Source organism: Halomonas sp. Ps84H-12 (assembly GCF_024124725.1).
Classification (GTDB): domain Bacteria; phylum Pseudomonadota; class Gammaproteobacteria; order Pseudomonadales; family Halomonadaceae; genus Vreelandella; species Vreelandella aquamarina.
Genome location: NZ_JAMXSJ010000011.1, coordinates 77,971 through 89,368, shown reverse-complemented (window position 1 = coordinate 89,368; position 11,398 = coordinate 77,971). Strand labels below are relative to the sequence as shown.

Sequence of the window (11,398 nt, the reverse complement as noted above, 5' to 3'; positions counted from 1 at the left end):
GTCCCAGAGCCGGACTCTCAAGGGAGACCGGAAAATCCTGCTGAAACGCGCTCACGAAGTCTCAGACCGGGAGCGCCTCATCATGGAGACCTGGACAGGCGCGTTCCCGCAACTGCTGGCCGCCTACACCACGAAGCACAAGAAGAAGGCACCGACTGCGAAGGTCTCTCCTTTCTACAAGAAAACCATCGGTTACGGACTGCCGGACTTCGCAGAGGAACTCAACTACGGAGTCGATCTATCAACCATCTGAGGGTGGTATCAGATTGATGGGGTGAAGGTGCCCCATCAACCATTAAATCCGTATACCCAAAAAATCTTAACCACGTCACTACTGGACGTGCTGATTATTTGCTTCTAAAGTGGATTTGGTAGGTAGGCAATGAGCCACCTGCTCAATCATTAAGCACGTTAAGGATATGAACGATGGCAACTGGCACTGTCAAGTGGTTCAACGACACCAAAGGTTACGGCTTCATCTCTCCCGATGACGGCGGTGACGATCTCTTTGCCCACTTCTCCGAAATTCAAGCTGAAGGTTTTAAGACCCTGCAAGATGGTCAGAAAGTCAGTTTCGAGGTGACTCAGGGTAAAAAAGGCCTTCAGGCTTCCAACATTCGCGTTGCTTGAACCGCACCGAATGGATAAAGGCCCGGAATGCGGGCCTTTTTTATAGGTTGGGGTTTACTTCTTAAGACGATGTATCCAACGTGTCATCCGAGGAGCTTTCGGCCTCTTGCGCTTCGCTATCGTTATTGGTGGGGCGCTCACTCTCCAAGGCTTGGAACTGCTCTTCTAGGCGCTGCTGGGCCTCTTCGAATTGACGTTCGGTATCTTCGATGAGCGCATCCACATCTTTCGCTTCTAACCCACCTTCCACGGAAGAACCTTCGGGTAAACTGCTTTCGCGCTCCCAGCTTGGCTCGATGGGATCGTTCTCCATGGGTGCCAGTTCGGGCGACTGCTGCTCGATTTCTTGAAACTGTTGCTCCAACTGACGCTGTGCCTCTTCGAAACGACGCTCAGTCTCGGCAATCACGTCATCGACATCAGAACGCGTGGTTTCACCCGGCATTGCGCTGGCTTCGTCAAGGGCTTCGTCGGGGTCGGCGGCCAGCGTCTCTTCGTCCGCCTGCAGGGGCTCCGAAATTGACTCACTGACGGTGGAAGACAGGTCTTCCTGAACATTGGAAGGCTCGGACGCCTGACGTTCAATGTCGTCTTCCACCTGGGAGGGCGAAGGAACATCGTCACTACTGGTGTCAGGTGCAGCGGCTAGCGTCTCACTGGGCTGCTCGGCCGCGCTCTCTTCCGGTACGACATTTGCCTCTTCTTGACTGTCGCCGCAGGCACTCAGCAGTAGGGCCAAACTGGCCAGTAGCGGCATCCATACACGGTAGCTCATCGAGTCATGCTCCTTAATGGTTCGAATTCATTAGTGGCGGTCGTTGGCAGACAACAGCGAACAGCCTTCTGGTAAGCGTACCTTCAACGCTAGCGGGACGACTTCAGCGGTGAATCGTTGATAGCGTTTTGCCTCACCATCCAGGGTCAGCGGCCAAGGTTCATCATCGGACCGAGTGGTAACGGTCAACTGGCTGGCAGTGAAGTAGCGCACATAACGCCCTTCTGCAGGGAACTGCTGTAGCTCGCCTAGCAGCGCAGGGAGCTCCGTCACCGAATGAAAATCTTTGACCAGCAGAACGTCCAATCGCCCATCATCAAGCTTGGCACGAGGGGCCAGCACCTGCCCCCCACCCGATTGACGCCCATTGCCCAGTGCCAGCAGCAGCAGTGACGCGGCCTGCTCATGATCGCCCCAGTGCAACGTGCCGCGATAACTGCGATGCCGCCACGCCTTGAGCGCCCCCATCAGTGAGTAGGCTCCTCCCCCTAACATGCGTTTTAACGTTTTGGGGGTAGAGGAGGTAATTTCTGCGCCAAAACCACCGGTGGTCATATTGATGTAATAGCATACCGACGGTTCGCCACTGGTTTCTGCTGTCATACGAATCACATCGATGGGCGCAGACGGCAAGCGAACGGCATCCGCCAGTGCGCGATCCGGCTTCAAAGGTAACCCCACCGAAGTGGCAAAATCATTCGCGCTGCCCATCGGCACCACGCCCAAGCTCGGACGATGGTCATGGGGGATGCGCATTAGCCCGTTAACCACTTCGTTTACCGTGCCATCGCCGCCACAGGCGATCACACTGGTAGCTCCTAGTTCAACGGCTTGGGCCGCAAACTCGGCGGCATCGCCACCTTCCCAAGTAGCGCGAACAATCATCGGCGTCCCTGCCTTGCGCTGTGCTTCAACGGCCTCGCGTAGCGCCGGATTTCCGGCAGACTGACCGTTAATAATCAGTAAATAACACTGCTGTGAATCTGTCACCGGTGTCTTCCCTCTCCATGGTTAATTCACTGGATGCACGTTATGCCAGCGCTTTCTCGACCACCTCGAACACGTTGGACGACAGCGGTTCTTGTTTGATCCGCTCTAGCTCCGCACGCATTAACTGCTGACGCGCTTCATCAAAACGCTGCCAGCGGGTTAAGGGGGTGATTAACCGCGCGGCAATCTCTGGATTCAGGCGGTTTAGCTCAATCACCACATCTGCCAACAGCGCGTACCCTTTGCCATCCAAGCGATGGAAATTGACCCGATTTTGCGCAAAGGCACCTACTAACGCACGCACCTTGTTGGGGTTCTTGATGGAGAACGCTGGGTGCTGCATTAGGTACTTTACGCGCTCCAATACGTCCGGCTGAGGGCGCGATACCTGAATCGTAAACCACTGATCCATCACAAGCGGGTCGTGTGCCCACTTTTCACCAAACGCTTTCAGCGCGGGGTTAGCCAAATCATCACGGTCGCTGTGTACTAACAGTGTCAACGCATGGCGTACATCGGTCATATTATGATCAGCGGCAAACTGCGCTTCACAAAGTGCCACACTCTCGTCGTCCTCAATGGACATTAAGTAAGATAGCGCTATGTTTTTGAGACTGCGCTGGGCAATTTGTTCAGGCGTCGGCGCATAAGCTTCATCAGTGCTATTCTCTTTATACACGGCGATAAATTCATCACGCAGCGCCTGAGCCAAGGATTGGCGCACAAACTCACGCGCGGCGTGAATCGCATCCACATCGACAATCGGCTGCTGCTCGGCGATGTAGGCTTCCGATGGCAGCGTTAGCATCTCAGCCAGTACCGCCTTGTCATCCATGGAGGAAGTCAGGAGCGTTCTAAAGGCTTCTACCACCCGGCTATCCATGACCTTCTCTACCCCGTTGCGGTGGGCGGCGATCAAGTCATCCAGCGCCAGCAGTGCGAGCCTTTGCCCCGCGTCCCAGCGGTTGAAACCATCGCTATCGTGGGTCAACAGAAAGGCCAAATCTTCGCGAGAGTATGGGAAGTGCAGTTTTACTGGGGCGGAGAAGTCGCGCAGCAGCGATGGAACCGGCGCCTCTGCCACATCGGTGAAAATAAAGGTTTGCTCATCGTCGGTCAGGTGAATGACCGCGTCCTTACCCAGCTTTTCACCTTCAAGCGTCAGAGTAAGATCCTGACCGGACTTTGTACCCACTAAGCCCATGCGCACAGGAATATGCAGCGGCTGCTTGTCGGGCTGGCCGGGAGTGGCGGGGGTACGCTGGCGCAGCGTCAAATGGTACTCGGCGTTGGCGTAGTCGTACTCACCGTGGGCATCGATTTCCGGCGTGCCCGCCTGGGAGTACCAGCGCATGAACTGGCTTAAATCGATGCCCGATACCTCGGCCATGCAGCCCACGAAGTCTTCGATCGTCACGGCCTGACCGTCAAAGCGCTCGAAATAGAGATCCGAGCCACGGCGGAAGGCCTCCCAGCCCAGCAGGTTACGCAGCATGCGCACAACTTCCGCCCCTTTTTCATAAATGGTCAGAGTGTAGAAGTTGGTGATCTCGATATAGTGATCCGGACGAACCGGATGCGCCGTGGGACCTGCATCTTCGGCAAATTGCGCGGTGCGGAAAAACGAGACGTCTTGAATGCGCTTGACAGGGGCTGAATTGATATCCGCAGAAAAACACTGATCGCGGAATACCGTAAAACCTTCTTTTAGCGAGAGCTGGAACCAGTCGCGGCACGTCACGCGATTCCCCGACCAGTTGTGGAAGTATTCGTGGGCCACAATGCTTTCGACATTCTGAAACGCCGCATCGGTGGCGGTATTGGGGTGGGTCAGCACGGCAGCGGAGTTAAAGATGTTTAATCCTTTGTTCTCCATCGCCCCCATATTGAAGTCATTCACCGCCACGATCATAAACAGATCTAAGTCATACTCGCGGCCGTAGGTCTCTTCATCCCAAGTCATTGCCCGCTTTAGCGAGGCCATGGCGTGGTCGGTCTTATCGAGATTCTCTTGCTCCACCCAGAGCTGTAACGTCACGTTACGGCCACTCATGGTGGTGAAGTGATCTTCGACCTTGGTTAAATCTCCTGCCACCAGCGCAAAAAGATAGCAGGGCTTGGGGTGCGGATCTTCCCAGGTCACAAAGTGCCGGCCGCTCTCTAAGGTGCCCTGATCAACTGGGTTACCGTTCGCCAACAGCACCGGCTCCCGCTGCGCATCACCTATCACGGTGACCTTAAACGTGGCCATGACATCCGGGCGGTCAGGGTAATAGGTGATGCGGCGAAATCCTTCCGCTTCGCACTGCGTGCAGTACATGCCGTTCGATTGATACAGCCCTTCTAAGGCAGTGTTACTGCTAGGAGAAATCTCGACTTCGCTCTCCAGGGTAAACGCTGCCGGAACACTGGGAATTGTGAGCGTCTCATCGGTGAGCTGGTAATCGGCCTCAGCGAGCGCCTGGCCGTTGATCGCGAGCGCGTGCAGCGTCAGGTGTTCGCCGTTCAGCACCAGCGGCGCAGTTTGTTCAGCACTGGCGTGGCGCTCTACGGTAAGGCGTGCTTTAACACGGGTCGCGGTGGGGTCAAGATCAAACGTCAGCTCGGTATGGGTCACTTGGTAGGCGGGCGGCTGATAGTCGCTTAAATAAACCGGCTGCGGATCAGACATAATGCGAAACTCCTGTAAGCTTTAAGTAGTCGAGTAGCGCAAACGCTGCGCTACTCAATGAATATTTCTTATAATCGTTAATCGCGGAAATTATCAAACTGCAGCGGCAAATCAGGCCCTTCTTCACCGCGCAGTAGTGCCATCACACTCTGCAAATCATCGCGCTTTTTACCCGTTACGCGCACCTTCTCGCCCTGAATTTGAGCCTGTACTTTCAACTTACTGCCTTTGATACGCTTTACCACATCTTTGGCTTCTGCTTGGTCGAGGCCCTGCTTGAGCTCTACTTCCTGGCGCGCCTTCACACCAGACAGCACCGCGTCTTTAACGTCCATGCAACGTGCGTCGATACCGCGGGCAATCAGTCGGTTACGCAGCACGTCCAGCATTTGCTTGAGCTGGAAATCTACTTCGGCCTCAAGCAGCACCTTATCGCCTTCCAACGTGAAGCTGGCATCAACGCCTTTAAAGTCAAACCGTGACTGGACTTCACGGTTTGCTTGGTCAACCGCATTGGCGGCTTCGTGCTGATCGAATTCTGACACGATATCAAATGAGGGCATGACACTATTCCTGACAAGACATGACCCACCATTCTAGAGCAGCAAGCCCCCAACCGGCCAATTCTCTTAGAAAAAGCTGGACAAAAACTCTGCAAGCCGGTCACATCAAGCTTAAAAGCTATACAAACACCTCTCAGGGCGATGTTAAATTGTGCGCCTCTGTCGTAACCTGCTGACATAGCCCTGTACTCTTTCAACGAGGAGAGACCATGAGTGATCGCGATACCCGCCATAAAGCATCGATGGAAAAACTCAAAGCGCGAGTGGACGAAAAAGTCGCCAATGCCACCGAGCAGCGCGGAATGCTGCTCATCAACACGGGCAACGGAAAAGGCAAAACCACCGCCGCCTGGGGCACCGTCACGCGCGCGCTGGGTTATGGCTACAAAGTAGGCGTGGTGCAGTTCATCAAGGGGTTATGGGAGTGTGGCGAGCGCAATCGGCTGGAAGCCGATCCTCATTTGAGCGTCGCTATCATGGCAACCGGCTTTACCTGGGATACGCAAAATCGCGAAGCGGACACCGCCGCCTGTCAGGAGGTCTGGCAAGAAGCGCAGAAAATGCTGGCAGACCCCGAGATGTATCTCGTGGTGTTGGACGAACTCACCTACATGCTGAAGTTTGGCTATCTCGATATCGCCACGGTCAAACAGGCGCTACTGGACCGTCCGCAGGAACAAACCGTGATCATTACCGGGCGAAATGCCCACCGTGAGCTGGTGGCCATGGCCGACACCGTGACCGACATGCAGGAGGTGCGACACGCTTTTAACAACGGCCTTCAGGCCCGGCGAGGCATCGATTTCTAAGCACGAAAAAGGGCGGCCAAGCCGCCCTTTTAGTATCACCTGAAGGTGTACGACCTAGCCTTCGAACGGGTTGCGCAGCACGATGGTTTCAATACGATCGGGACCGGTAGAAATGATATCGATGCTGGTGCCTACCTGCTCTTCGAGGAAGCTGATGTATGCACGGGCATTAGCCGGTAAGTCTTCCACCTTCTTAGCGCCCAGCGTGGACTCTTTCCAGCCTGGCAGATCGTGATAGACCGGCTCTACCGCTTCGTAGCCCTCTGAATCCACCGGGTTATCCAGCACGTCGCCATCTTTGCTGCGGTAGCCGACACACACGCGGATATTTTCCAAGCCATCCAGTACGTCCAGCTTGGTCAGGCAGATACCCGATACCGAGTTGATCTGTACCGCGTGACGCAAGGCAACGGCATCAAACCAGCCACAGCGACGCGGGCGGCCCGTAGTAGCACCAAACTCATGGCCACGCTCAGCTAGGTGACGGCCGTGATCGTCAAACAGCTCGGTGGGGAACGGGCCGGAGCCGACACGAGTGGTATAGGCTTTGGTAATACCCAGCACGTAGTCCAGGTAGAGCGGACCGACACCAGAACCAGTCGCCGTACCACCCGCGGTGGTGTTCGAACTGGTCACATAGGGGTAGGTACCGTGGTCGATATCCAGCAGCGAGCCTTGAGCACCTTCAAACAGGATATTCTCACCGGCTTTACGCAGGTCATGAACCATACTGACCGTATCGCTGACCATCGGACGCAGCTCTTCGGCCATTTGCATGGCGCTATCCAGCACTTCCTGGAAGTCTACCGCCGGCTCACCGTGGTAATTCACCAGTACAAAGTTGTGGTAGTCGAGCACTTCACCGAGTTTGGAGGCAAACCGCTCGCGATGAAGCATATCGCCCAAACGCAGGCCGCGACGAGCCACTTTGTCTTCGTACGCCGGGCCAATACCACGACCAGTAGTACCGATTTTGGCAACACCGCGGGCTTTCTCACGAGCTTGGTCTAGGCGCACATGGTAAGGCAGAATCAGCGGGCACGCCGGAGAAAGACGCAGGCGCTCACGCACGGGCACGCCCTTCGCTTCCAACTCGCGGATCTCTTTGATCAGCGCTTCCGGCGAGAGCACAACACCGTTGCCAATCACGCAGGTTTTACCAGGGCGCAGCACGCCTGAAGGAATCAGGTGAAGAACGGTTTTCTCACCGTCGATGACCAGCGTGTGGCCTGCGTTATGGCCGCCTTGGAAGCGCACCACAGCAGAGGCGGATTCGGTGAGCAGGTCAACGATCTTGCCTTTGCCTTCATCACCCCATTGGGTACCCAGGACTACGACATTCTTACCCATTATGCACTCGTCTCTTGTGTCAGGGTCGTTGTCTGCCAACGACCATCGATAAACTCAAGACGGCGGTCACAGCTGTGCTCCGCCGGCCCAGTACGCTGCCCAGGCAGCGCTTGAATTACGCGTTCACCCTGCTCACGCAGCGCCACAATGGCAGCGTTAAGCGACTCTTCTTCTTGGGCAGGAGCCCAAATTGCACCCCGGCTGGGTGAAGCCAGCGCCAGCGATGCCAGTTGTTTCAGGTCCATCGAGAAACCGGTGGCAGGCCGTGCACGGCCAAACGCGCGCCCGGTATCATCATAGCGCCCGCCTTTGGCCAGCGCATGGCCATAACCCGGCACGTAAGCCGCGAACATCATACCGGTGTGGTATTGATAGCCACGCAGCTCTGCCAGATCAAAATAGAGCGAGACGTCAAAGCGCGCCAGAACGCCTTTATAAAGCGCTTCTAGCTGGTCGAGGGCTGCAGTTACAGGCGCAGGCGCACCTGCAAAGCGCTCGCGGGCCTGGGCCAACACACTGGCATCGCCATGTAACTCACCCAAGGCCATCAGCATATCGGCCAGCACAGGATCACTCACACTGACGTTCACTTGCTCTGCTAGCTGACCCGGTGATTTTAACGCCAAGGCCTCAAATAGCACACGCTCTTGCTCATCGCTGAGTGCAGCGGCCTCTACAAGGCTACGGTAAATACCAATGTGGCCCAACGCCAGGTGAATTTCATCAGCGCCCGCCGCATGCAGACTTGCTAATGCTAAGTGGATAATTTCACTATCAGCCTCTAAGCCTGCATGACCAAACAGCTCCACACCAACCTGTACGGGGCTTCGGCCGCCCTGATGCTGGTCGGCCTTTGCGCGCAGCACATTGGTGCAGTAACACAGACGCACCGGGCCTTGGCGTTTTAGGGAGTGAGCGTCCATACGCGCAACTTGAGGCGTCACATCGGCAGATGCACCCATCATGCGGCCCGTCAGTTGGTCGGTAAGCTTGAACGTTTGAAGGTCGAGGTCTGTGCCGGTACCTGTCAGCAAGGAGTCCAAAAACTCCACCGGCGGCGGCATTACTTGGTCGTAGCCCCAGCAATGGTAAAGATCAAGCAGCGCACGGCGCAGCTCTTCCATGCGGCTTGCCTGAGGCGGCAGCACCTCATCCATGCCGTCGGGCAATAGCCAGCGGTCAGCGATGGTCATGTGAACAATCCTGCGAGACGATGAAGGCCCCTTCTGACGACACCACCAACAGCCTCACAAGGCGCTGCGTGGAAACGTTCACGAAACGAGGGCCACAAAAAAACCGGGCGACGCCCGGTAGATGAAGTCTATCACGTTTATGCGCTAGATGAACCCCGCCAAGCACACCGCTTGACGGGGTTCCGCGCCATTACTCAGCGCTATTAGGCACTGCGCTACGCAGATAGCGGAAGAAGTCGCTATCCGGCTCAAGCACCAGCAGGTTGCCATCGCCAGAGAAGCTTTCACGATAGGCGTTTAGACTGCGCCAGAAAGCGAAAAACTCCTGATCCTGGCCGTAAGCCTGGGAGAAGATCGCAGCTGCCTCGGCGTCACCTTCACCACGCAGGGTTTCGGCGCGCTCGTTAGCTTGAGCAAGCAGAACCTGACGGCGGCGATCGGCGTTAGCACGAATACGCTCAGCTTCTTCTTGACCCTGGGCGCGCCACTCACGGGCTTCACGCTCCCGCTCTGAACGCATACGCTCGAACACAGCGGCAGAGACATCTTCCGGCAGGTCGATACGCTTGATACGGATATCGCGAATCGCCACGCCGAGCTCTTCACGCATCAGCTCGTCAAGCTCTGCTGTCGGGCCTGTCATTAGGTCATCACGGCGCTCGGCAATAATTTCCTGAAGGTTCAAGCGACCAAACTCGTTACGCAGACTCTCATCGACCCGTGGCTGAATCAGGCGAATCGCCATCATCTCATCACCTGCGGTCGCCTCGTAGTAGCGAGTGGGGTTAACCACTTGCCACTTTACGTAGGAGTCTACGATTACCGCTTTCTGCTCAAGGGTCAGGTAACGGCTGGTATCGGTATCCAGTGTCAGCAAACGCGTGTCAAATTTACGGATTGTCTGAGCAATCGGAATTTTGGCATGCAGGCCCGGCTGAATATTCTCTTCGATGACTTCACCAAAACGCAGCTTCACCGCACGCTCGGTTTCATCCACTACGTATAGGCTGTTACTTGCTAGCCACGCCACGGCGGCCAAGCCACCTACGATAAGCAGGGATCGATTATTAATCATTTAGCGGCCCTCCCTGCGGATAGGGTTGTTACTAGACGACGATGAGGAGCTGCTTTGGCTGCCCCGCAGCGACTCCAGCACGCGCGGATCAATCGCATCGCTGCTGCTATCGCCACTGCTATCAGTCGTTGAACTGCTGTCACTACCACTGTTACTGCGCATCTGGTCTAGCGGCAGGTACATCAGCGGAGCATTTTCGCTCACATCCAACAGCACCTTGGGCGTGCTACCAAACACTTCTTCAATTGCATCCAGATACATACGTTCACGCATGACCTCTGGCGCATTACGGTACTCAGTTAACAGCGCATTAAAACGGTTGGCTTGACCTTGCGCTTCAGCGACTACCGACTCCCGGTAACCCTGACCCTGCTCTACAACACGCTGAGCTTGGCCTTGTGCAGCTGGGATGATCGCGTTGGCATAAGCCATACCTTCGTTGATGGTCCGCTGGCGATCTTCGCGAGCACGAATAACGTCATCAAAGGCATCAATAACCGGTGCAGGTGCAGATGTTGATTCAATGTTGATGGTTTGCAGACGAATACCGGCACCATAGGCATCTAAGTATGCTTGCAGACGGCTCGCCACCGAGCTACCCAAAATCTCACGACCAGAGGTCAGGATATCAATCATATCCGTACCACCGACCACATGACGCAGTGCAGAATCCAGCGCATTCTCAATAGAGAGAGCGGGATTACGTACGTTAAGTACAAAGTCACGCGGGTTGGCGACTTGGTACTGCGCAGAGATTTCCACTTCAACGATGTTCTCGTCGCGAGTCAGCATGGACTGGGTCTGAGAGACGGAACGAACGCGTGTTACGTTTACCATGCGCACATCATCAATCAGCGGTGGATTCCACTGCAGGCCTGGCTCAACAATGCCTTGGTACTCACCAAAGCGCAGTACAACCCCACGCTCAGACTGGTCAACCAAGTAAAAGCCTGAGGCACCCCAAATGGCAAGCGCAACAATAATCAAGAGGCCCGGCAACGCAAAGGAATTGCGAGGTTTACCGCCCCCGCTTTTACCATTACCGCCCCCGCCACTTTTCTTACTGCCGCCGCCAAGCATGCCGTTCAGCTTGTCTTGGAATTTTTTCAGCGCTTCGTCAAGATCGGGTGGCCCTTGATTATTGCCACCTTTATTGCCGTTATTGCCACCACCATTGCTCCCACCGCGATCGCCGCCGCTGTTACCACGTCGACCACCACCACTCCAGGGGTCGTGCTGGTTGCCACCACCGGGCTCATTCCAGGCCATACTTCGTCTCCACTAAGGTGTTCACCTGCACTTTGCCTTGTGCTTATGCAAGGCCGGGTGCTTTTGATATTGT

Annotated in this window: 10 protein-coding genes and 1 pseudogene; 3 read left to right on the top strand and 8 right to left on the bottom strand. The window is 55.7% G+C overall.

What is annotated here, in order from left to right; genetic code table 11:
- Together NH344_RS07810 and NH344_RS07805 are read left to right on the top strand one after the other, a co-directional pair.
- A pseudogene (locus NH344_RS07810) lies at positions 1–253 on the top strand (ISL3 family transposase); the annotation flags it as partial.
- 173 nt (positions 254–426) lie between these two features.
- Positions 427–630, top strand: coding sequence for a cold-shock protein (locus tag NH344_RS07805; RefSeq protein ID WP_044630763.1), 204 nt, complete (start codon positions 427–429; stop codon positions 628–630).
- 61 nt (positions 631–691) lie between these two features.
- Here the strand turns inward: NH344_RS07805 and NH344_RS07800 are convergent, their stop codons facing one another.
- From NH344_RS07800 to NH344_RS07785, 4 genes are all read right to left on the bottom strand, one after another.
- A complete protein-coding gene (locus tag NH344_RS07800) occupies positions 692–1,405 on the bottom strand; it encodes a hypothetical protein (RefSeq protein ID WP_253027732.1) in 714 nt (237 codons plus the stop codon).
- A 30-nt stretch (positions 1,406–1,435) separates the two neighbouring features.
- Complete coding sequence (gene yegS, locus NH344_RS07795) at positions 1,436–2,395, bottom strand: lipid kinase YegS (RefSeq protein ID WP_058576428.1); 960 nt, start codon at positions 2,393–2,395, stop codon at positions 1,436–1,438.
- A 40-nt stretch (positions 2,396–2,435) separates the two neighbouring features.
- Positions 2,436–5,066 carry an aminopeptidase N gene (gene pepN / locus NH344_RS07790; protein ID WP_253027731.1) on the bottom strand — a complete coding sequence of 877 codons (2,631 nt, stop codon included), beginning with the start codon at positions 5,064–5,066 and terminating at the stop codon, positions 2,436–2,438.
- A gap of 77 nt (positions 5,067–5,143) precedes the next feature.
- Positions 5,144–5,629 (bottom strand): YajQ family cyclic di-GMP-binding protein, encoded by a 486-nt coding sequence (locus NH344_RS07785; protein WP_044630767.1) that lies wholly within the window; start codon positions 5,627–5,629, stop codon positions 5,144–5,146.
- Between the two features lie 209 nt (positions 5,630–5,838).
- Here NH344_RS07785 and cobO point away from each other — a divergent pair, with 209 nt between their 5' ends.
- Positions 5,839–6,438: a cob(I)yrinic acid a,c-diamide adenosyltransferase gene (gene cobO / locus NH344_RS07780; protein WP_044630768.1), complete on the top strand. Its 600-nt coding sequence runs from the start codon at positions 5,839–5,841 to the stop codon at positions 6,436–6,438.
- A gap of 54 nt (positions 6,439–6,492) precedes the next feature.
- On the opposite strand, the gene NH344_RS07775 is transcribed toward cobO, so the two are convergent.
- The 4 genes from NH344_RS07775 to hflK all read right to left on the bottom strand — a co-directional run bounded on the left by NH344_RS07775 (position 6,493) and on the right by hflK (position 11,325).
- Positions 6,493–7,788, bottom strand: a complete 1,296-nt coding sequence (locus NH344_RS07775; protein ID WP_044629100.1) for an adenylosuccinate synthase — start codon at positions 7,786–7,788, stop codon at positions 6,493–6,495.
- Positions 7,788–8,981: an ATP phosphoribosyltransferase regulatory subunit gene (locus tag NH344_RS07770; protein WP_058576425.1), complete on the bottom strand. Its 1,194-nt coding sequence runs from the start codon at positions 8,979–8,981 to the stop codon at positions 7,788–7,790. The genes NH344_RS07775 and NH344_RS07770 overlap by 1 nt, the downstream gene beginning before the upstream one ends.
- 190 nt (positions 8,982–9,171) lie before the next feature.
- Positions 9,172–10,056, bottom strand: a complete 885-nt coding sequence (hflC, locus tag NH344_RS07765; protein ID WP_058576424.1) for a protease modulator HflC — start codon at positions 10,054–10,056, stop codon at positions 9,172–9,174.
- Positions 10,057–11,325 carry an FtsH protease activity modulator HflK gene (gene hflK / locus NH344_RS07760; protein ID WP_137093432.1) on the bottom strand — a complete coding sequence of 423 codons (1,269 nt, stop codon included), beginning with the start codon at positions 11,323–11,325 and terminating at the stop codon, positions 10,057–10,059.
- Positions 11,326–11,398: the final 73 nt, after the last annotated feature.

Coding starts and splice junctions, on each gene's coding strand:
- pepN (WP_253027731.1), bottom strand. CDS start 5,066: ATGTCTGATCCGCAGCCGGTTTATTTAAGCGACTATCAGCCGCCCGCC.
- cobO (WP_044630768.1), top strand. CDS start 5,839: ATGAGTGATCGCGATACCCGCCATAAAGCATCGATGGAAAAACTCAAA.
- NH344_RS07805 (WP_044630763.1), top strand. CDS start 427: ATGGCAACTGGCACTGTCAAGTGGTTCAACGACACCAAAGGTTACGGC.
- NH344_RS07770 (WP_058576425.1), bottom strand. CDS start 8,981: ATGACCATCGCTGACCGCTGGCTATTGCCCGACGGCATGGATGAGGTG.
- NH344_RS07775 (WP_044629100.1), bottom strand. CDS start 7,788: ATGGGTAAGAATGTCGTAGTCCTGGGTACCCAATGGGGTGATGAAGGC.
- hflK (WP_137093432.1), bottom strand. CDS start 11,325: ATGGCCTGGAATGAGCCCGGTGGTGGCAACCAGCACGACCCCTGGAGT.
- NH344_RS07800 (WP_253027732.1), bottom strand. CDS start 1,405: ATGAGCTACCGTGTATGGATGCCGCTACTGGCCAGTTTGGCCCTACTG.
- NH344_RS07785 (WP_044630767.1), bottom strand. CDS start 5,629: ATGCCCTCATTTGATATCGTGTCAGAATTCGATCAGCACGAAGCCGCC.
- hflC (WP_058576424.1), bottom strand. CDS start 10,056: ATGATTAATAATCGATCCCTGCTTATCGTAGGTGGCTTGGCCGCCGTG.